Annotated in this window: 27 protein-coding genes; 9 read left to right on the top strand and 18 right to left on the bottom strand. The window is 71.6% G+C overall.

Annotated elements, in window-relative coordinates; all coding sequences use genetic code 11:
• Nucleotides 1-74 precede the first annotated feature (74 nt).
• Nucleotides 75-1,175 carry an NAD(P)-binding domain-containing protein gene (locus ACZ7CD_RS30500; RefSeq protein WP_470380230.1) on the bottom strand — a complete coding sequence of 367 codons (1,101 nt, stop codon included), beginning with the start codon at nt 1,173-1,175 and terminating at the stop codon, nt 75-77.
• 145 nt (nt 1,176-1,320) lie between these two features.
• Here ACZ7CD_RS30500 and ACZ7CD_RS30495 point away from each other — a divergent pair, with 145 nt between their 5' ends.
• The 4 genes from ACZ7CD_RS30495 (at nt 1,321) to ACZ7CD_RS30480 (ending at nt 4,311) form a co-directional block, all read left to right on the top strand.
• A complete protein-coding gene (locus ACZ7CD_RS30495; protein ID WP_458434106.1) occupies nt 1,321-2,349 on the top strand; it encodes an LLM class flavin-dependent oxidoreductase in 1,029 nt (342 codons plus the stop codon).
• Between the two features lie 325 nt (nt 2,350-2,674).
• Entirely contained in the window at nt 2,675-3,202 is a 528-nt protein-coding gene (locus ACZ7CD_RS30490) for a hypothetical protein (RefSeq protein WP_458434107.1), read from the top strand.
• A gap of 10 nt (nt 3,203-3,212) precedes the next feature.
• Complete coding sequence (gene bcp, locus ACZ7CD_RS30485) at nt 3,213-3,680, top strand: thioredoxin-dependent thiol peroxidase (protein WP_360398220.1); 468 nt, start codon at nt 3,213-3,215, stop codon at nt 3,678-3,680.
• Between the two features lie 289 nt (nt 3,681-3,969).
• Complete coding sequence (locus ACZ7CD_RS30480) at nt 3,970-4,311, top strand: DMT family transporter (RefSeq protein WP_360398218.1); 342 nt, start codon at nt 3,970-3,972, stop codon at nt 4,309-4,311.
• Here ACZ7CD_RS30480 and rdgB read toward each other — a convergent pair.
• On the bottom strand, nt 4,308-4,907 hold the full coding sequence (rdgB, locus tag ACZ7CD_RS30475; protein WP_458434108.1) for an RdgB/HAM1 family non-canonical purine NTP pyrophosphatase: 600 nt from the start codon (nt 4,905-4,907) through the stop codon (nt 4,308-4,310). The two genes, ACZ7CD_RS30480 and rdgB, sit on opposite strands and share 4 nt — an antisense overlap.
• A complete protein-coding gene (rph, locus tag ACZ7CD_RS30470) occupies nt 4,904-5,671 on the bottom strand; it encodes a ribonuclease PH (protein WP_360398214.1) in 768 nt (255 codons plus the stop codon). The genes rdgB and rph overlap by 4 nt, the downstream gene beginning before the upstream one ends.
• A gap of 49 nt (nt 5,672-5,720) precedes the next feature.
• Between rph and ACZ7CD_RS30465 the strand changes: the two genes are divergently transcribed.
• Complete coding sequence (locus ACZ7CD_RS30465) at nt 5,721-6,218, top strand: DUF2231 domain-containing protein (RefSeq protein WP_360398212.1); 498 nt, start codon at nt 5,721-5,723, stop codon at nt 6,216-6,218.
• Here the strand turns inward: ACZ7CD_RS30465 and ACZ7CD_RS30460 are convergent.
• The 4 genes from ACZ7CD_RS30460 to ACZ7CD_RS30445 are packed head-to-tail and all read right to left on the bottom strand — an operon-like array spanning nt 6,176 to nt 8,731.
• Complete coding sequence (locus ACZ7CD_RS30460) at nt 6,176-6,592, bottom strand: OsmC family protein (RefSeq protein WP_360398210.1); 417 nt, start codon at nt 6,590-6,592, stop codon at nt 6,176-6,178. The two genes, ACZ7CD_RS30465 and ACZ7CD_RS30460, sit on opposite strands and share 43 nt — an antisense overlap.
• Nucleotides 6,589-7,356, bottom strand: a complete 768-nt coding sequence (locus tag ACZ7CD_RS30455; RefSeq protein ID WP_470380249.1) for an MBL fold metallo-hydrolase — start codon at nt 7,354-7,356, stop codon at nt 6,589-6,591. Before ACZ7CD_RS30455 ends, ACZ7CD_RS30460 begins: the two co-directional genes overlap by 4 nt.
• Nucleotides 7,357-7,358: 2 nt before the next feature.
• The gene (murI, locus tag ACZ7CD_RS30450; protein ID WP_360398268.1) at nt 7,359-8,108 is read right to left on the bottom strand and encodes a glutamate racemase; all 750 of its coding nucleotides are present in this window, start codon (nt 8,106-8,108) and stop codon (nt 7,359-7,361) included.
• A gap of 11 nt (nt 8,109-8,119) precedes the next feature.
• A complete protein-coding gene (locus tag ACZ7CD_RS30445; RefSeq protein WP_470380229.1) occupies nt 8,120-8,731 on the bottom strand; it encodes a rhomboid family intramembrane serine protease in 612 nt (203 codons plus the stop codon).
• 32 nt (nt 8,732-8,763) lie between these two features.
• Between ACZ7CD_RS30445 and ACZ7CD_RS30440 the strand changes: the two genes are divergently transcribed.
• On the top strand, nt 8,764-9,624 hold the full coding sequence (locus ACZ7CD_RS30440) for an SMP-30/gluconolactonase/LRE family protein (protein ID WP_470375596.1): 861 nt from the start codon (nt 8,764-8,766) through the stop codon (nt 9,622-9,624).
• Between the two features lie 34 nt (nt 9,625-9,658).
• Here the strand turns inward: ACZ7CD_RS30440 and ACZ7CD_RS30435 are convergent, their stop codons facing one another.
• From ACZ7CD_RS30435 to clpS, 7 genes are all read right to left on the bottom strand, one after another.
• Entirely contained in the window at nt 9,659-10,609 is a 951-nt protein-coding gene (locus ACZ7CD_RS30435) for a PLP-dependent cysteine synthase family protein (protein WP_458434112.1), read from the bottom strand.
• An 8-nt stretch (nt 10,610-10,617) separates the two neighbouring features.
• A complete protein-coding gene (locus ACZ7CD_RS30430) occupies nt 10,618-10,890 on the bottom strand; it encodes a MoaD/ThiS family protein (RefSeq protein ID WP_053735880.1) in 273 nt (90 codons plus the stop codon).
• 25 nt (nt 10,891-10,915) lie between these two features.
• Nucleotides 10,916-11,326, bottom strand: a complete 411-nt coding sequence (locus ACZ7CD_RS30425) for a M67 family metallopeptidase (protein ID WP_053735881.1) — start codon at nt 11,324-11,326, stop codon at nt 10,916-10,918.
• A 96-nt stretch (nt 11,327-11,422) separates the two neighbouring features.
• Nucleotides 11,423-11,722, bottom strand: coding sequence for a hypothetical protein (locus ACZ7CD_RS30420; protein ID WP_053735882.1), 300 nt, complete (start codon nt 11,720-11,722; stop codon nt 11,423-11,425).
• 17 nt (nt 11,723-11,739) lie between these two features.
• The gene (locus ACZ7CD_RS30415) at nt 11,740-12,651 is read right to left on the bottom strand and encodes a P1 family peptidase (RefSeq protein ID WP_360398201.1); all 912 of its coding nucleotides are present in this window, start codon (nt 12,649-12,651) and stop codon (nt 11,740-11,742) included.
• Nucleotides 12,648-13,205: a DUF2017 domain-containing protein gene (locus tag ACZ7CD_RS30410; protein ID WP_360398199.1), complete on the bottom strand. Its 558-nt coding sequence runs from the start codon at nt 13,203-13,205 to the stop codon at nt 12,648-12,650. The genes ACZ7CD_RS30415 and ACZ7CD_RS30410 overlap by 4 nt, the downstream gene beginning before the upstream one ends.
• Nucleotides 13,202-13,501 carry an ATP-dependent Clp protease adapter ClpS gene (clpS, locus tag ACZ7CD_RS30405; RefSeq protein ID WP_053736042.1) on the bottom strand — a complete coding sequence of 100 codons (300 nt, stop codon included), beginning with the start codon at nt 13,499-13,501 and terminating at the stop codon, nt 13,202-13,204. Before clpS ends, ACZ7CD_RS30410 begins: the two co-directional genes overlap by 4 nt.
• A 79-nt stretch (nt 13,502-13,580) precedes the next feature.
• On the opposite strand from clpS, the gene ACZ7CD_RS30400 reads away from it, so the two are divergent.
• Together ACZ7CD_RS30400 and ACZ7CD_RS30395 are read left to right on the top strand one after the other, a co-directional pair.
• Entirely contained in the window at nt 13,581-14,870 is a 1,290-nt protein-coding gene (locus ACZ7CD_RS30400; protein ID WP_360398197.1) for a nicotinate phosphoribosyltransferase, read from the top strand.
• Entirely contained in the window at nt 14,867-15,406 is a 540-nt protein-coding gene (locus ACZ7CD_RS30395) for an isochorismatase family protein (RefSeq protein ID WP_360398195.1), read from the top strand. The genes ACZ7CD_RS30400 and ACZ7CD_RS30395 overlap by 4 nt, the downstream gene beginning before the upstream one ends.
• 13 nt (nt 15,407-15,419) lie before the next feature.
• On the opposite strand, the gene ACZ7CD_RS30390 is transcribed toward ACZ7CD_RS30395, so the two are convergent.
• From ACZ7CD_RS30390 to ACZ7CD_RS30375, 4 genes are all read right to left on the bottom strand, one after another.
• Nucleotides 15,420-16,103, bottom strand: coding sequence for a hypothetical protein (locus tag ACZ7CD_RS30390; protein ID WP_470380228.1), 684 nt, complete (start codon nt 16,101-16,103; stop codon nt 15,420-15,422).
• Between the two features lie 112 nt (nt 16,104-16,215).
• Nucleotides 16,216-17,388: a non-hydrolyzing UDP-N-acetylglucosamine 2-epimerase gene (gene wecB / locus ACZ7CD_RS30385; protein WP_360398191.1), complete on the bottom strand. Its 1,173-nt coding sequence runs from the start codon at nt 17,386-17,388 to the stop codon at nt 16,216-16,218.
• A 69-nt stretch (nt 17,389-17,457) separates the two neighbouring features.
• Nucleotides 17,458-17,655: an LPXTG cell wall anchor domain-containing protein gene (locus ACZ7CD_RS30380; RefSeq protein WP_360398189.1), complete on the bottom strand. Its 198-nt coding sequence runs from the start codon at nt 17,653-17,655 to the stop codon at nt 17,458-17,460.
• Between the two features lie 11 nt (nt 17,656-17,666).
• A complete protein-coding gene (locus ACZ7CD_RS30375) occupies nt 17,667-18,431 on the bottom strand; it encodes a choice-of-anchor P family protein (RefSeq protein WP_470380227.1) in 765 nt (254 codons plus the stop codon).
• 293 nt (nt 18,432-18,724) lie between these two features.
• On the opposite strand from ACZ7CD_RS30375, the gene xrtP reads away from it, so the two are divergent.
• The gene (gene xrtP / locus ACZ7CD_RS30370; protein ID WP_458434116.1) at nt 18,725-19,243 is read left to right on the top strand and encodes an exosortase P; all 519 of its coding nucleotides are present in this window, start codon (nt 18,725-18,727) and stop codon (nt 19,241-19,243) included.
• Nucleotides 19,244-19,253: the final 10 nt, after the last annotated feature.

The following is a 19,253-nucleotide window of genomic DNA, read 5'->3' as shown; positions in this document are numbered from 1 at the left end:
AACCGCCGGATCAGGACACGCGCCACCCGATCGAGCGACAACGCGAGACCGCCGCAACGCCGCTACCAGCGCCTTCACCCCGCCAAAGCACCCTCAACCCCCGAGCGCCCAACCCCCGAACCCTCAGCCCCCGAGCCCCCAGCCTCAAGACCGAGAAACCGCACCAACTCCCGCACCGCACTCCGCCCCGCCCGGTTCGCCCCGATGGTGCTGGCCGAAGGCCCGTACCCGACGAGGTGGATCCGCGGATCACGCACGACCCGCGTCCCGTCCACCTGCACCCCACCCCCGGCCGCACGCAGACGCAGCGGCGCCAGGTGGTCGAGGTCGTGCCGGAAGCCGGTGGCCCACAGGATCACGTCGGCGGCGTACCGCTCGCCCGACTCCCATTCGACGCCGTCGGGGACGACGCGGGAGAACATCGGCCAGCGCTGGAGCACGCCGTCGGCCAGCGCGGCGAGGGTCCGGTCGTTCAGGGGGAGGCCGGTCACGCTCACCACGCTGCGCGGGATCAGGCCGGCGCGGACGCGTTCCTCCACCAGGGCGACGACCTGGCGGCCGTAGTCCTCGGTGAACGGGCCCTCGTGCCACACCGGTTCGTGGCGGGTGACCCAGCGGGTCGAGGCGGCGAGCGGGGCGATTTCCATCAGCAGTTGGGTGGCTGAGGCGCCGCCGCCGACCACGACCACGCGTTTGCCGGCGAAGGCGGTGGGGCCCTGGTAGTCGGCGGTGTGCAGGTGCAGGCCGCGGAACGTGGACTGGCCGGGGTAGTGCGGCCAGAACGGGCGGCGCCACGTGCCGGTCGCGTTGATCAGGCCGCGGGTGGTCCAGGTGCCCGCGGAGGTCTCGACCCGCAGCAGGGGCGAGTCGGAGGTGACCGCGGAGACGGTCACCGGGCGCAGCACCGGCAGGTCGAACAGGCGCTCGTAGCGCGCGAAGTACGACGGGATCGCCTCGCGGGCGGGGGCGTCCGGGGGTGGTTGTTCGAAGGGCATGCCGGGGAGCTCGTGGATGCCGTGCACGGTGCGCATGCGCAGGCTCGGCCACCGGTGCTGCCACGCGCCGCCGGGTGCGGGGTTCGCGTCCAGCACGACGTGGTCGACGTTCCGCCTGCGCAGGAAGTAGGAGGCCGAGAGGCCCGCCTGGCCCGCTCCGATCACCACGACATCCGTCACACCCACGTCAACCCGCGACCGCCACCGGGTGATTTCGGATGTGACCGAGCAGTCACCAGCACCGCGCGCAGGCTCGGACCGGCGGACGCCCGACGAGTTACCCGGCTCACGGAAGAAGTCGCGAAGTATCGGTGTTGATCGATGTATGAGCCGCCTCAGTGAGATCCCGCTGTCCGTCCTCGACCTCGCCCCGATCGGTTCGGGCTCGGATGCGACGGCCGCGCTGCAGAACTCCAGGGAGCTCGCCCAGCAGGCCGAACGCCTCGGCTACCACCGCTACTGGTTCGCCGAGCACCACAACATGCCCGGTATCGCGAGCTCGGCGCCCGCGGTGTTGATCGGGCACGTCGCGTCGGCGACCGAGCGGATTCGCGTCGGGTCAGGTGGCGTCATGCTGCCCAACCACGCGCCGCTCGTGGTCGCCGAGCAGTTCGGCATGCTGGAGGCGCTGCACCCCGGCCGCATCGACCTGGGCATCGGGCGCGCGCCCGGTACCGACCAGAAGACGGCGCGGGCGCTGCGGCGGACCGAGGCCGGGCTGTCCGCGGAGAACTTCCCGCAGGAGCTGACCGAGCTCATCGGCTACTTCGACGGCACCGCCGAGCTCAACGCCGTGCCCGCCGCGGGCAACAAGCCGCCGATCTGGCTGCTCGGCTCGTCCGGCTACAGCGCGCAGGCCGCGGGGCTGCTGGGGCTGCCGTTCGCGTTCGCCCACCACTTCAGCGCGCAGAACACGCTGCCGGCGCTCGCGTTGTACCGCAAGCACTTCCGGCCCTCGGAGGTCCTCAGCGAGCCGTACGCGATGGTGTGCGCCTCGGTGGTCGTGGCCGACACCGACGAGCGCGCCCGCTACCTCGCGGGTCCGGGTGCGCTGTCGTTCGTGAAGCTGCGCCAGGGCCGGCCGGCTCCGCTGGCCACGCCGGAGGAGGCCGCCGCCTACCCGTACACCGAGATCGACGAGCTCGTGATCGAGGACCGGATGGCCACCCAGGTCATCGGTTCGCCGCAGACGGTCGCCGCCGGGCTGGGCGAGCTGCTGGAGTCGACGGCGGCCGACGAGCTCATGGTGACGACCATCGTGCACGGGCAGCAGGACCGGTTGCGGTCGTTCGAACTGCTGAGCGAGCTTGCCGAACGGACGCCCGCGCTGGGCCGTTCAGCCGCACATACGTGAGTCGGTCACGCCTGAGCTTCACGTTTCGTACGACTGACGTTGGTCTGAACGGGTGATAATCGGCTCCGCTTGTAGCGCGAGGCACACCCTGCGCGATGATCGGTGTGAGCGCGCACGCCCCCCGACGCGCTCCCTAGCTTCACCCGACGGACGGCGTGGGGCCGGCGCTCTCTTGTGGCGCCGCCCACGCCGCCCATCACGAGTCGGCATCGTCCCGGCACCAGGTCCGCTTCAAGGGCCCCTTTCCTCCCCCGCTCGCCCCGCGGCACCGTCACAGTTGACGGGAGTCGTCCACACCCACCGCCGGGGTGGGAAAGGGGAGTTCGTGAAGTTCGCCAAATCGGCAGCGGGTCTCTGCCTGCTGCTGGCCGTGGCGGGATGTGCGGGCCCCAGTGTCGCCGTCACCACGGACGAGAGCCTGACCGTCGAGCAACGGGCCGAGACGCCCGACGCAGCCACCAACGCCGCCTTCGGCACCCAGCGGGTGTGGGGCTCCGGTCTCTCCGTCGTGGTGTCGGCCCCGAGATCGCTCTCACCGTCGGACACGGCCACCCCGCGCGCCGCGCGCACGGCCGTCTTCACGCTCACCGTCTACAACGGCTCGAAGAACGCCTACAAGCCGTCCCAGCTCGCCGTGAAGGCGACGGCGAACGGTGCCGCGGCTCCCGAGCTGGTCGACTCGGTGCAGGGCCTCAACGGCCTCGCCGCGGCCGTCGCCGAGCTGCCGCCCGGCAAGGACACCCAGGTGGTGCTCGCGTTCGCCGTGGCGGAGGGGCCGGTGCAGATGCAGCTGACCGTGCAGCCCGGCGGCCAGGGCCAGGACGCACCGACCGTGTTCGAGGGCCAGGCCTAGTCTCAAGGCCATGAGCACCCGTCTCGAACCAGGGGACACCGCACCCGCCTTCACGCTGCCCGACAGCGACGGCAAGCCGGTGTCGCTGTCCGACTACCTCGGCAGGTCAGTGGTCGTGTACTTCTACCCGGCCGCGAGCACCCCGGGCTGCACCAAGCAGGCCTGCGACTTCCGCGACAGCCTCGCCCAGCTGAACGACCTGGGCTACGCCGTCGTCGGCATCTCGCCGGACAAGCAGGAGAAGCTCGCGAAGTTCCGCGACGCGGAGGGCCTCACCTTCCCGCTGCTCGGTGACACCGAGAAGACCGTCCTCACCGAGTGGGGCGCGTTCGGCGAGAAGCAGAACTACGGGCGCACCGTGCAGGGCGTCATCCGCTCCACGTTCCTCGTCGGCCCGGACGGCAAGGTCGTGAAGGCGATGTACAACGTGCGCGCCACCGGTCACGTCGCGAAGCTGCTGCGCGAGCTCCCGGCCTGAAAAATCACCTGGAAATGTGACACCGCCGCCGCAGGACTTGCGGCGGCGGCCCCTTCTTCGGGTATGGTCGAGGTGAGGGCGTGCAACAACTGCCGCCCCTGTTCCGGTGAGGGTGATACACCGTGTGTCGCTTGACGGCACCTCGCGGCCCCGACATCCCGTCTGATTTCGTCTTGCGCGTCCACTTCCCCACGCGCGGCGGTTGACCAGGGCGTTCTGCCCTCAGTCCACCGTTCGCAAGCAAACACGCATGCCTGGTGCTGCGTGCATTTCGTGCTGGGAAAATTCAATGCTCAAGTGGGTGCTGCTCACCATCGCCGTGGCAGCGGAAGTTTTCGCGACCCTTTGTCTGAAGTACTCCGACGGTTTCACGAAACCGTGGCCCGTCGTCGGTCTCGGCGCCGGGTTCCTCACCGCTCTCTACCTGGAGTCGGTGGTGATCCGGATGGGGCTGCCGGTCGCCATCACGTACGCGATCTGGGCGGGCGCGGGCATCGCGCTGGTCACCCTCACCAGCCGCGTGCTGTTCTCCGACCCGCTGAACCTCGCCATGCTCGGCGGCATGGCGCTCATCGCGGCCGGCGTGTGCGTGGTGTCGGTCGCCTCGCACGCACACGCCGTCACGGCCTAACGCAGCTTGCGCAGGTGCGGGACCAGCAGCTTCAGCGCCCTGCCCCGGTGGGACTGGGCGTCCTTCTCCTCGGCGCTCAGCTCCGCCGAGGTGACCATGTAGCCCTCGGGCAGGAAGATCGGGTCGTAGCCGAAGCCGTTCGTCCCGCGCCGCTCGCGCAGCAGGGAACCCCGCCACTCGCCGCGGACCACGACCTCCTCGCCGCCGGGCACGACCAGCGCGACCACCGACACGAACGCCGCGCCACGGCGTTCGTCCGGCACGTCGCCGAGCTGGCCCAGGAGCAGGTCGAGGTTCGCGTCGTCGTCACCGTGGCGGCCGGACCAGCGCGCGGACAGCACGCCGGGCATGCCGTTCAGCTCGTCGACGGCCAGGCCGGAGTCGTCGGCCACGGACACCAGACCGGTGGCCGCGGCGGCGTCACGGGCCTTGGCCAGCGCGTTGCCCTCGAAGTCCGGCGCGGTCTCCGGTGCCTCGGGGAACTCCGGCACGTCGGCGAGCGACAGCACCTCGATGCCCGACAGCTCCTCGGCCACGACGATGCGCTGCAGCTCGCGGAGCTTCTTGGCGTTGCGGGAGGCGAGCAGGAGCTTCACCGGCGACCACCGGACTTCGGCTCGGGCAGCACGCCGGGGTACGGGGCGGACAGGGCCTCGGCCTGCAGGCGGTTGAGCTGCGCGCAGCCCTCCAGGGCCACGTCCAGCATGCGGTCCAGGGTGGACCGGGCGAACGTGGCGCCCTCACCGGTGCCCTGCACCTCGATCAGCGTGCCCGCGTCGGTGGCGACGACGTTCATGTCGACCTCGGCGCGCGAGTCCTCCTCGTAGGGCAGGTCCAGGCGCACGCGGCCGTCGACCACGCCCACCGACACCGCGGACACCGCGCACGACAGCGGCGACGGGTCGGCCAGGCGACCGGCCGCGCCCAGGTACGTCACCGCGTCGGCCAGCGCCACGTAGGCGCCGGTGATCGCCGCCGTGCGGGTGCCGCCGTCGGCCTGGATCACGTCGCAGTCGATGACGATGGTGTTCTCGCCCAGCGCCGCCAGGTCGATGCACGCGCGCAACGAGCGGCCGATCAGCCGGGAGATCTCGTGCGTGCGCCCGCCGATGCGGCCCTTCACGGACTCCCGGTCGCTGCGGGAGTGCGTGGCGGACGGGAGCATCGCGTACTCGGCGGTCACCCAGCCGAGACCCGAGCCCGACCGCCAGCGGGGAACGCCTTCGGTGACACTCGCGGCGCACAGCACGCGGGTGTTCCCGAACTCGATCAGGACCGAGCCGGCCGGCCAGGTCTGATATCCACGCGTGATCCGGATGTCACGCAACACGTCGTCGTTTCGGCCGTCGCTTCGCACCACGGCCCATACCCTAATGAACCCCGCGGGGCGCACTGGCGTAGGGAGAGACATGCTGACGATCGACGGTATTCCGATCCACCCGTTGCTCGTGCACGCCGTGGTCGTGCTGCTGCCCCTGGCGGCGCTCGGCTCGATCGCGATCGCACTGGTCCCGGCCTGGCGGCGCAGGTACGCCTGGCCCGTTCTCGGGGTCACCCTGGCCGGTGTCGCCGCCGTGCCGGTCGCGAAGCAGGCGGGCGAGGACCTCCAGGCCGCACTCGAACGCGCCACCGGTGCGGCGAACCCGGTCATCCAGGCGCACGCGGACCTGGGCGACCTGCTGCTGCCCGTCGCGCTCGGCTTCGGCGTCGCGGTGATCGCGCTGCTGGTCGCCGGGCGCCTCGCCGACCGGGAACGCGAGGCGGAGGCACCCACCACGAGGACGTGGCGGGTGGTCTCAGTCGTCGTGTCGGTGCTGGTCGTCGTGCTCGCGGCCGGGACCGTGGTGCAGACGGTCAGGGCCGGTCACAGCGGGTCGGAGGCGGTCTGGAGCGGCGTCGGGAGCTGAAGCGGCGCAGTCGCGGACTGCTTCAGCGTGCGGGTGACCGTGCAGAACTGCTCCACGGCCCGCCGCACGACGACCTCCAGGGCCTCCGGGTCGTCCACCGCGGACAGGTCGTAGGACAGCGCCACCGGGATCGACACGACCTCGTTGCCGCTCTCGGACTGGACGGCGTCCGCGACCGCCGACAGCTCCTCACCGCCGGTGCGGCGCAGGATCAGCGTCTCCGACGTCACCAGCGCGCAGCCCGCGGCGGCCGCGACGAGCAACTCCACCGGGCTGAACGAGCCCTCCTGCCCCTTGCGCCCGATCCGCACCGACGCGCCGCGGTCGTTCGTCGCGACGAACTCGTGCTCGCCCACCCGTTCCAGCTCGATCACGCCATCTCCCCCACTTCGTACCGGCCGCCCTCTACGACCAGTTCGCTCGGCCCGGCGAAGGCCGACCTGGCCTCCGCGAGCACGACGTCCCGCGACGTCCACGGCGGAACGTGCGTCACCAGCAACCGTCCCGCGCCGGCCCGCGCGGCCAGCTGTCCCGCTTCGAGCCCGGACAGGTGCAGGTCCGCGACCCGGTCGGGCGCGTGCGTCCAGCTGGCCTCCGCGAGCAGCACGTCCACCCCGTCGGCCAGCGCGTCCAGCGCCGCGCACGGTCCGCTGTCACCGGTGTAGGCCAGTGTCGCGCCACCGCAGGAGATCCGGAACCCGTACGCCTCGCAAGGATGCGCGACCACAGCGGACTCCACGGTGAACGGTCCGATGTGGACGGTGGAGCCCAGCGGGTGGAACTCGAAGACGTCCGTGAGGTCCAGCGACGCGCGTTCCTCCTCGGAAGGCGCGTAGGCGGCGGCGAACCGCGCGTGGGCCTGGGAAGGCGCGTAGACCGGCAGGACGGCGGACGGCGGGCTGGGGTGGTACTTGCGCGCCACGTACAGCGACGACACGTCGATGCAGTGGTCGGGGTGCAGGTGCGACAGCACCAGCGCGTCCATCGAGAACAGCGGGCGCTCCTGCTGGAACCGCCCCAGCACGCCGTTGCCGAGCTCCAGCACCAGCGTGAAGCCGTCCGCCTCCAGCAGGTACCCCGACGCCGCCGCGCCAGGTCCCGGAATGCTGCCGGAGCAGCCCAGCACGGTCAGCAGCACCGTTACCCCCACTGTTCGAACGTCGGCAGGAACCTGGCGGCCAGCTTGGCGAAGCGCTCCGGCGGACCGGTGCACGTCACCCGGTGCACGGGCGGGTCGGCGGCGAAGTCGTCGCGTTCGGTCAGCAGCCGCACCACGTCCTTCACGGTCTCCTCGGCACTGGACACCAGCGTCACGTGCTCGCCCATGACGATCTGGATCACGCCGGTCAGCAGCGGGTAGTGGGTGCACCCCAGCACCACGGTGTCGACCTCGGCGCGCTGCAACGGTTCCAGGTAGGCCTGGGCGAGACCCAGCACCTGCCGGCCGGAGGTGACGCCGCGTTCCACGAAGTCGACGAACCGCGGGCAGGCCGCCGCCGTGACGGTGACGTCCCGCGCGGCCTGGAAGGAGTCCTGGTAGGCGTGCGAGTTGATCGTGCCGACCGTGGCGATCACACCGACCCGGCCGGACCGCGTCGACCTCACCGCGCGGCGCACCGCGGGCAGGATCACCTCGACCACCGGCACGTCGTAGCGTTCCCGCGCATCGCGGAAGCAGGCGGCGGAGGCGGTGTTGCAGGCGATCACGAGCATCTTGGCGCCCTCGTCGACCAGCCGGTCGCACACCTCCAGGGCGTGCTTGCGGGCCTGCGCGATGGGCAGCGGCCCGTAGGGACCGTTCGCGGTGTCACCGATGTAGTGGATCGACTCGCCGGGCAGCTGTTCCATGACGGCTCTGGCGACCGTCAAGCCGCCGACGCCCGAGTCCATGATCCCGATCGTCACGCCGTGAATGTAGCCGGTGCGGCCACCCTGCGGTTGTCGCGAGAAACACCCCACGCGGCCAGGACTCCACCCATTGCGCCGAACAGGTGGCCTTCCCACGACACGCCCGGCTGGCCCGGCAGCACACCCCACAGCGCCGCGCCGTACAGGGCGAACACGCCGACGGCGATCACGAGCTGCAGCCACGACCGCGCGAAGACACCGCGCACCAGCAGGAAGGTGAGGAACCCGAACACGAGCCCGGACGCGCCGATGTGGCTGCCCTCGCTGCCGAACACCCAGACGCCGAGCGTGCTCGTCAACCAGATGACCGCGGTGACCTGGAAGAACTGCTTCAACCCACCGGAGGAGGCCAGGAACCCCAGCAGCAGCAACGGAACCGCGTTGCCGGTGAGGTGGCTCCAGTCGCCGTGGATCAGCGGCATCCACGCCAGGTTGTCCCACTGGCTGAAGTCGCGCGGCCGCACGCCGTCGTCCTCCAGCGAGCCACCGGTGGCGACGTCGAAGGCCTCGACGACGTAGAGGAAGCCGACGAACCCGGCCACCACCAGCAGCGACAGCACGGGGTGCGGCGGTATGACCCGTTTCGCGAGCGCAGTGCGGTCCACGTGTCCAGCCTACGTGCACCTAAGGTGGTCGGGTGTCGATCGAGGTAGCGGTGCGCGTATCGGCCCAGCTCGGCGAGGGGCCGACCTGGGACCACAGCAGCTCCACCCTGCTGTGGGTGGACATCCTGGCGTCCGAGGTGCACCGGTACGCGCCGGCGCGTGACGACGACGCGGTGCTCGCGCTCCCCCAGCACGTGGGCGCCGCGAAGCCGCGTGCGCAGGGCGGCCTCGTCTGCAACCTGCGCGACGGCATCGCGCTGGTCGACCGCGACGGCACCAAGAGCTGGCTCGTCTACTGGGCGCGCGACGGGGTGCGCGGCAACGACGCGGGCGTCGACCCGTCCGGCCGGCTGTGGGCCGGGACGATGCGCTACGACCAGGCGGCGAACGAGGGCTGGCTCGCGCGGGTCTCCGGTGACGGCGCGGCGAAGGTCGTGGTCAGCGAGGTCAACACGAGCAACGGCGTGGGCTGGAGCCCGGACGGCACGCTCATGTACTTCATCGACACGCCCACCCGCCGCATCGACGTGTTCGACTTCGACAACGCCGCGGGCACGGTCTCGAACCGCCGCCCGCTCGCCCACGTCGGCGGCACCGACGGCTCACCGGACGGGCTGACGGTGGACGCCGACGGGTGCGTGTGGGTCGCGCTGTGGGGTGGTCACGCGGTGCGCCGCTACACCCCGGGCGGCGAGCTGGACCGGGAGGTGGCGCTGCCGGTGGACCAGCCGACGGCGTGCTGCTTCGGCGGCAGCGACTTCACCGACCTCTACGTCACCTCGGCCCGCGTCGGGCTGTCCGACGAGACGTTGGTGCAGCGGCAGCTCAACGGGTCCGTGCTCGTGCTGCCCGGGATCGGCGCCGGACTGCCGGGAGTCGCGTTCGCGGGCTGAGGTGCGGTGACCGGAGTGGTCACCGCACAACCGGTCAGGCCCAGAGGTGCCCGTCGAGCCGCGCCGCCGCCTCGTCCAGGGTGCCCGAGTACGCGCCCGTGGACAGGTACTTCCAGCCGGCGTCGCAGACGATGAACACGATCTCGGCGGACTTGCCTGCGACCTCGGCCTTCTGCGCCACGGCCAGCGCGGCGTGCAGGATCGCACCGGTCGAGATGCCCGCGAAGATGCCCTCGGACTCCAGCAGCTGCCGGGTGCGGCGCAACGCGTCGTAGGAGCCGACCGAGTACCGCCCGGTCAGCACCGACTCGTCGTACAGCTCCGGAACGAAGCCCTCGTCGAGGTTGCGCAGGCCGTACACCAGCTCGCCGTAACGGGGTTCCGCGGCGATGATCTGCACGTCCGGCTTGGCCTCGCGCAGGTACCGCCCGACACCGACGAGCGTGCCCGTCGTGCCCAGGCCGGCCACGAAGTGCGTGATCTCCGGCAGGTCGGCGAGGATCTCCGGCCCGGTGCCGCGGAAGTGCGCGTCGGCGTTGGCCGGGTTGCCGTACTGGTAGAGCATCACCCAGTCCGGGTTCTGCTTGGCGAGCTCCTTGGCCGTGGCGACGGCCTGGTTCGACCCGCCGGCCGCCGGGGAGAACACGATCCGCGCGCCGTAGGCCTGCAGCAGCTGGCGGCGTTCGGTCGAGGTGTTCTCCGGCATCACGCACACCAGGCCGTAGCCCTTGAGCTTCGCGGCCATGGCCAGCGCGATGCCGGTGTTGCCCGAGGTCGGCTCCAGGATCGTGGCACCGGGGCGCAGCACGCCGTCCCGCTCCGCCGCCTCGATCATGGCCAGCGCGGGCCGGTCCTTGATCGAGCCGGTCGGGTTGCGGTCCTCGAGCTTCGCCCAGATGCGCACGTTCTCCGACGGGGACAGCCTCGGCAGGCCCACCAGCGGGGTCCCGCCGAGCGCGTCCAGCAGCGAGTCGTAGCGCGCCATGGTGTGGCTCAGCCGCCCGCGACGGCCGGGAGGATGGTGACGTTGTCGCCGTCCTTCACCGCGGCGTCGAGGCCACCGGCGAAGCGCACGTCCTCGTCGTTGACGTAGACGTTGACGAAGCGGTGCAGCGCACCCTCCTTGACCAGGCGGGCCTTGAGGCCGCCGTGGTTGTTCTCCAGGTCGTCGATGACCTCGGCGAGCGTCGCGCCGGTGGCGGACACCGACTTCTCGCCCCCGGTGTGGGTGCGCAGGATGGTCGGGATCGACACGGTGACGGCCATGGTGGTTCTACCTCCGGGAGAAACTTCAGGATTCGATGATCTTGACCGGTTCCTCGGTCACGACGCCGTCGACGATGCGGTACGACCGCAGCTCGTGCTCGATCGGGTCACGCGTGGAGACCAGCACGTAGTGCGCCTCCGGCTCGCCCGCGAACGAGATGTCGGTGCGGGACGGGTACGCCTCGGTGGCGGTGTGCGAGTGGTAGACGACCACCGGCACCTCGTCGTTGGCGTCCATCTCCCGCCACACCTTGAGCTGCTCACCCGCGTCGAAACGGTAGAAGGTGGGCGACCTCTCGGCGTTCTCCATCTCGATGAAGCGCTCGGGGCGGTCCGAGCCCGCGGGCCCGGCGATCACCCCGCACGCCTCGTCGGGGTGGTCACGGCGGGCGTGGGCCACCATCGCGTCCACCAGGTCACGGCGAATCACCAGCACGCAGTCAATCCTACGGGCTGGCGGAAGTTGTCTCGGTATGCGAGATAACACCTCCCGCACCTGGCCTTGCCTGCGCAGATGCGGGCTCCGGGACGGTCACCGCCGCCGGCTGAGCACCACCACGAGGTAGAGCGCCAGCAACGCCACACCGCGCCGCCGCTGCCCCTGGTCCAGGGTGCGCCACGCGGCCAGCTCCGCCCAGGCGGCGAGCGGGGTGGTGAGCACGCCCAGCTTCATCAGCACCTTCCCGACCCCCGGCGGGACCAGGAAGGACGCCACGAAGAGCCCGGCGGGCGCGACCGCCACCAGCTCCCTCCCGGGCACCTCGCGGCCCGCCACGGAGGGCGGTACGAGCTCGGACACGACACCGGCTGCCTGATCGATCACATCGGCCATGCCGGCGGGTTACCCACTCAGAGGTCGCGGAACGCCTGCACGCCGTTCGCGGTCGTCGCCTCGCGCGCACCGGACACCACGGCCTCGGCGAACGCGTCCGCGGCGGCCGCGCAGAGCGCGTCCAACGCGAACGCGCGCGGTTCCGCGAGCGGGCGGGCGCCGGTGGCCAGTGCGAACACCGTGTCACCGTCGAACATGGAGTGCGCGGGGCGCACCGCCCGCGCGAGCCCGTCCTGGGCGGCCATCGCGAGGCGCTGGCACTCCGCTTTGGACAGTTCCGCGTCGACGGCGACCACGCCGATCGTGGTGTTCAGCCCGTCCGGTTTGCGCTGCGGCAGCACCACCGGTGACGTGCCGAGTGACGGCAGCCACGGCAGGCCCGTCGCGCGGTCCACGACCTCACCGGCCGCGTTGACCACGGCGAGCGCCCCGATGTGGTGGTCACCGACCCGGCCGGTGAACGCGCCGATGCCGCCCTTGAGCGACCCGACCCGCGCACCGGCACCCGCGCCGACGCAGCCCAGGGCGAACTCCGCGGCGGCAGCGGCACAGGCTTCGTAGCCGAACGAGGCGTCCGGCCGGTTGCCCCACTCGGACATCGGCAGGTCGAAGATCACCGCACCGGGCACGATCGGCACCACGTGGTGCGGCTGCGCGCCGACCTGGAAGCCGATCGAGCGTTCGGAGAGCCAGCGCATCACGCCGTCCGCCGCCGCGAGCCCGTACGCCGACCCGCCGGACAGGCAGATCGCGTGCACCTGCTGCACCAGGTTCGCCGGGTCCAGCAGGTCGGTCTCGCGGGTGCCGGGGGCGCCGCCGCGGCCGTCGACCGCGCCCACCGCGCCGGCGGGCACCAGCACGACCGTCGTGCCGGTGTTCCAGCCGGGTTCGACGCGGTGGTGGTGCCCGACCAGCACGCCGGGGATCACGCCAGCATCGCCTCGACCAGCGTCTCCTGCACCCAGGTGAGCCAGTGGTAGACGCCCAGGTGCGGCGAGCGCGGGTCCTCCGGGGGCAGCTCGTCCGGCATGTCCTCCTGGACGTCCAGCGCCGTCCCGAGGGCCAGACGCACGTCGTTGAGCGACGCGAGCCAGGCCTCCGCCTCACCGATCGTCAGCCTGATCTCCCCGCCGTCGGGAGAGCAGGTCCGCAGCACGGTCTCGGCGGCACCGGTCTTCTGGTCCAGCAGCTCCGGCTCGTGCAACGACCGCAGAGCCGCCGCGGAGTCCACCTCCGCGGGGTCGGGCGCGTCGTCGTCGAGCCGGTGGAAGTCCGGCAGCAACCGGCCCAGGATCGGGTCGTCGGGTGCCTGCGAGGGTCCGGTCCTGATCCCGGTCAGCTCGGCGAGCTCGTCCTGGGGCGCTTCCTCGGCGCGGGCCATCAGCATGTCCTGGATCTGGCTGACCAGACCCCGCACGACCGCCGCCTCCTGGCGGTCGAGCCTGCCGACGACGACGTCACCGTCGCGGATCCACCGCTTCACGAGGCCCGCTGCATGGTCGCCCAGAGCCCTGCCGCGTGGAGCTTCGCCACGTCGGCCTCCACCTTGTCCTTGGTGCCCGATGTCACGATCGCCTTGCCCTTGTGGTGCACGTCGAGCATCAGCTTGGTCGCTTTGTCCCTGCTGAACCCGAACAGCTTCTGGAAGACGTACGTCACGTACGACATGAGGTTGACCGGGTCGTTCCAGACCACGGTCTGCCATGGCCGGTCCTCGGCTGCGATCTCCGCGCCAATGGGCTCGGCATGCGTCCGTTCCTGTTCGACGGGCGTGGTCATACCGCCAATGGTGTCATGTTCGCCGCAGTCGCGGAGACGGCATGCGGCTAAACCGGATGCGACCTTAGGGTGGGTGACCATGAACTCCACGGCCTTGCTGACCGACCACTACGAGCTGACGATGCTCGCGGCCGCGCTGCGTGACGGCACCGGTGACCGTCCGTGCGTGTTCGAGGTGTTCGCGCGCAGGCTCCCGGACGGCCGCCGCTACGGCGTGGTCGCGGGGGTGAACCGGCTGCTCGACGCCATCGAGGACTTCCGCTTCGGCGAGGAGGAGATCGACCAGCTGCGCCGCAACGCCGTGGTCGACGACGCCACGCTGGAGTGGCTCGCGAACTACCGGTTCTCCGGTGAGGTCGACGGCTACCCGGAGGGCGAGCTCTACTTCCCCGGCTCCCCGGTGCTGACCGTGCGCGCCTCGTTCGCCGAGGGCGTGGTGCTGGAGACGCTGGCGCTGTCGATCCTCAACCACGACAGCGCCATCGCCTCGGCCGCCGCCCGCATGGTCACCGCCGCGAACGGCCGGCACATGATCGAGATGGGCTCCCGCCGCACGCACGAGGAAGCCGCCGTGGCGTGTGCCCGCGCGGCCTACCTGGCGGGCTTCCACGCGACCTCCAACCTGGAGGCGGGCCGCAGGCACGGCATCCCGACGGCCGGCACGTGCGCGCACGCGTTCACGTTGCTGCACGACACCGAGGAAGAGGCGTTCCGCAGCCAGGTCGAGGCGCTGGGCGTCGGCACGACGCTGCTGGTCGACACCTACGACATCACCGAGGGCATCAAGACGGCCGTGGCCGTCGCGGGCCCCGAGCTGGGCGCGATCCGGATCGACTCCGGTGACCTCGGCGTGATGGCCAGGCAGGCGCGCGACCAGCTCGACGCGCTGGGTGCGAAGAACACCCGGATCGTCGTGTCCAGCGACCTCGACGAGTACGCCATCGCCGCCCTGCGCGCGGAGCCCGTGGACGCCTACGGCGTGGGCACCTCGGTCGTGACCGGGTCCGGCGCGCCGACCGCGGGCATGGTCTACAAGCTCGTCGAGGTCGACGGGCGGCACGTGGAGAAGCGCAGCACGTCGAAGCAGTCGCGCGGCGGCTGGAAGAAGGCGCTGCGCCGGCACAAGGACACCGGCACGGCGCTGGAGGAGGTCGTGTTCCAGGCCACCGCGGAACCCGAGCTGGGCCCGCACGACCGGCTCGTGCAGGTCCCGCTGATGCGGGCGGGCAAGCTCGCCGACGGCGTCCCCGGGCTGGAGCAGAACCGCGAACGCCTGCGGGCCGCGCTGGTCAGCGTGCCGTGGGAGGGCCTGAAGCTCTCGCGCGGCGAGCCCGCGATCCCGACGGTCTACCTGGAGGAGTCGAAGTGACCAAGGCACTGATCGTCGTCGACGTGCAGAACGACTTCTGCGAGGGCGGGTCCCTCGCGGTCGCCGGTGGCGCGGCCGTGGCGGAGGCCATCTCGCGGCACATCGCGGCCTCGTCCTACGACCACGTCGTGGCGACCCGCGACTACCACGTGGACCCCGGTGAGCACTTCAGCGAGACGCCGGACTTCGTCGACAGCTGGCCGGTGCACTGCGTGGCCGGCACGGCCGGTGCGTCGTTCCACCCCGAGCTCGACGTCGCCGGGATCGAGCAGGTGTTCTCGAAGGGCCGGTTCGCCGCGGCGTACTCCGGGTTCGAGGCGGAGAACGACCTCGCGGGCTGGCTCACCGCCAAGGGCGTGACCGAGGTGGACGTCGTGGGCATCGCGACGGACCACTGCGTGCGGGCCACGGCGCTCGACGCGCATCGCAACGGGTTCCGCACGACGGTGCTGGCCGGGCTGACCGCGGCCGTGGCGCAGAACACCCGCGACGCCGCTCTGGACGAGCTGCGCGCCGCGGGTGTCGTGGTGTCCTGAGCTGCCCCGACCGCTACGGGGTGGGCGAGCAGGCCGCCGTGCCGAGGGTGATGCTGCCCGTGTAGCCGGACGACGGCTCGAACGTGATCCGCAGCAGGGTCGTGCTGAGGCTGCCGTCGTTCGGCTCCGGGAACGCGGTGTCGGTGAACTTCGCCTTGGCCAGCACGGTTCCGGTGCTGGACTTGACGTCGTGGACGTACCCGGCGGGGATCTGCGCGGGCAGCCCCGGCCAGCCGGACAGGCCCTTGAGCCCCCAGGCCGCCTGCGTGCCCTCCGCGTCGGCGGAGCAGGTGATCGTCCACTCGGCGATCTTGAGCCGCGGGCCCTTCTGCGCCATCAGCGCCGACAGCTCGAAGGCGGTGCCCTTGGCCGTCGACGTCGTCGTGGTGGTGAACTCCGCCTCGTTGACCACGGTGGTCGTGCAGGTGGAGGACGTCGCACCGATCTTGAGCCCGGTCCCGCTCACCGCGGGGCTCGCCCCGGTGACCGTGCCCGCCTGCTCCGGGTTCACGTCGCACACGGCGAGCGGGCCGACCTCGACCGTCTGGCCGCCCTGCTGCGCGAAGTCCGCGGACCCGGACGACGCGCGGCCGGGCGGGTTCGCCGCCAGCGCGGGCGCGGCCGTGGCGAAGGTCAACGCGACCACGACACCGGCGATCACACTCTTGCGCACTTCGGTCCCCTCGGGCTCGGTCATGTTCGGTTCCTGACCCCGATCCTCTCCGCGTCGCACGGCTGAGCCGACGGTTCGCCCCGTACATCACCCGTTCGTGGAAGCCGGACCAACCGACCTGGTGACGCACGAGCTGCTAATACACGCCCGCGAGGGTGGCGAACGGCTCCCGGCGCGGCAGTGCGGTCGGCAGGCCGGCCAGCCGCTCGATCGCCGCGCAGACCCGCACGGCGGCACGCCCGTCGCCGAACGGGTTGCGCCCCGGCGGGAGCCGCAACCGGGAGCCGAGCACCCAGCCCGCCTCGGCGAGGATGCGGGTGGTGTCGGTGCCGACGAGCCAGGCGCACCCGGCGTCGACGGCCAGCACGCGCTCGGTCGTCTCGCGCAGCACCAGCACGGGCACGCCGAACGACGGCGCCTCCTCCTGGAGGCCGCCGGAGTCGGTGAGCACCAGTGCGGCGCGCTTGAGCACCCGCACCAGGTCCGGGTAGTCGAGCGGGCCGGTGATGACGACCCGCTCGTGCCCGCCGAGCAGGGAGACGACCTGTTCGCGCACACCGGGGTTCGGGTGCGCGGGGACCAGCACGTGCAGGTCGGGGTGGCGGTCGGCGAGGGACCGCACGGCGTTGAGCACGCGCATCAACGGCCGGCCCCACGACTCGCGCCGGTGCACGGTGAGCAGCAGCAGCCGGCCGCCGGTGGCGTCCAGGCCGCGTTCCAGCGCGGCGAGGTCGGCGCTGCGGGCAGGGAGGTCGAGGGCGGCGACCCGCTGCACGGCGTCCACGACCGTGTTGCCGGTGACCACGACGTGGCTGTCCGGCAAGGACTCCGCGTGGAGGGCGTTGGCCGCGTCGTCGGTCGGCGCCAGGTGCAGCGAGGTGACGCGGGAGATCATCTGCCGGTTCCCCTCCTCGGGGAACGGGCCGTACAGGTCGCCGGTGCGCAGACCGGCCTCCAGGTGCGCCACGGGGATGCCGCGCCAGTACGAGGCGAGTGCCGCGGCGAGGGCGGTGGTCGTGTCGCCCTGCACCAGCGTGACCGCCGGGTCGCGGCCGGCCAGCACGGCGTCGAACTCGGGCAGCAGCCGGGAGACCAGCTCGGCCTGGGTGCCGCTGGTCCTGGGCACGTCCAGGCGCAGGTCGGGGACGAGGTCGAACGCGCTGAGGGCCTGCTCGACCATGCCGGAGTGCTGTCCGCTGTGGACGATCGTGGGGCGGAGGCCGGGGTGCCCCCTCAACGCGATCGCGACGGGGGCGATCTTCACGGCTTCCGGGCGGGTGCCCGCGACCAGCAGAACTTCCTTGCTCACACCGTTGTCCTCTCGGGGGAGGCGGGCCGGTCCGCCCGGGTGCGGGGGCATCCCCGGGCGGACCGGTGATCAGCCCGCTCGATTCGGTCTGGTTGTGGCCGGGACGGGGACCGCGCGCCGCTTCCTGCGCGCCGAGCGCAGGAGGAACGCGCCCGCGACGAGCAGCACGACTCCCGCGGCGATCCACCACGTCACGTCCGCGCCGGTGACCGCGAGGGCACCGACACCCGTGCCGACGCCCACGCCGGTTCCGGGGACCTTGTACATCGGCCGCTCTCCTAGACCGCGGTGAGCGACGCGCGCCTGCGCAGCGCCACGAACGCGACCGGGACGGCGACGAGACCGAGCAGGCCGAGGCCGATCCACAGGCCGGCGCCCGACGCCATCGGGATGGGCAGGCCGGCGGGGCCGCAGGTGGCGGACGAGATGATCACGTCACCGGTGCCGATCGAGCCGAGCACGCCCTGCAGCAGCCTGATGTGGATCGCGTTGACCGTGAGGCTGCCGTCGGCGTTCTTCAGCTGCTCGTTGAAGACCACCTCGGCGATCTTGACCCCGGCGAGCGCGACGTCGAGCACGGTGTTCGGCGCCGGGTCGGCGTTGACCTGGCCGAGCTCGCCCAGGTCGACGCCCGTGAGCTTCGCCTTGCCGGCCAGGCCCTTCTGGGTGGCCGCGCACTCCGCCTCCACCAGCTCGGCGGAGACCTTGCCGGTGACCCCGGACAGCAGGTCGACCCGGACGTCCGCGGTGCTCGCCCGCGAGGACACGCCGCCGGACCTCTCGTCGCGCGACGCGGAAGCGTTGATCACACCGGTCTTGAGGATGCCGGTGAGGTCGACGCCCAGGAACGTGTTCTGCGTCGGCCCGTTCGCGGTGGCGGCGGCGAACGGCTCGGCGTTGACCGCCGGGCTGCCGAGCAGGGTCACGGTGAGCTTCGCGCCGTGGGCCGAGGCGTCCCCCGGAGCGGCCGAAGCGGGTGCGGCACCGGCCAGAAGTGCTGCGATGGCAGCAACTCCGGCCAGTCCCGTCAGTCGGAAACGCATGAAACTCCCTCCGTCATTCCTCCGGCCCCAGGGCGCGTTCGAACCAAGCTGGTTCACGCTTTCCGGGGGCAGTTACCGGCATCGGCGTTATTCCGGGGGAACTGAGGGTTACTCCCCGTATCGGGCGACATGATCACTCGACTCGCCCAGTCGGTGCCACGGATCGTGGGACTTTTGATCAATTTCCGGTCACGGCATCACTCGATCCGGGGATGAGGGCTGACGTTCCGTCAACCGATGGAAGGTCAAGTAGCCCGTCTGGGCGCTCCCTCATCGGTGGAAAGGATTCTCGGGTGACGCTTGCCCTGCGCCGCGCCGCATTCCCGAGCCGGGTGACGGTGGTCGTCCTGCTCGCACTCGCCGCCGGACTCGTGTTCGCGCACCGCCTCTACCGCACGGTGGAGATCTCGCTGTCCGGTGCGGTGCTGAGCGCCGTCAGCTCCTACGGCGTGGAGGTCGTCGCCGACCGCCAGACCGTCTACTTCGGACTGGGCTCGGACACGCCGCTGGGCCTGCGCATGACGCCCGAGTGCACGTCGGCGTTCCTGGTGCTGCCGCTGGTGGTCGTGGGCGCGGTGATGATCGCGCTGCGGCCGCGGGTCCAGTCGCGCGTGCTGGTCGCGCTGGGCGTGGCCGCGCTGGCGGTCGTGGTGGTCAACCAGTTCCGGGTGCTCACGCTGGTGGGGCTGGTGGACTGGCTGGGCGTGGACACCGGCTACTACTGGGGGCACACGCTGCTGGGGTCGATGGTGAGCGTGTTCGGTGGCGCGGCGGCACTCGTCGCGTTCGTGTGGCTGGCGACGCGGAAGTGAGCCTCGACCT

It is taken from the genome of Lentzea sp. NPDC036949 (assembly GCF_055608075.1).
The sequence above is the reverse complement of the archived record's forward strand: the minus strand, read 5'-3'. Positions and strand labels throughout refer to the sequence as shown.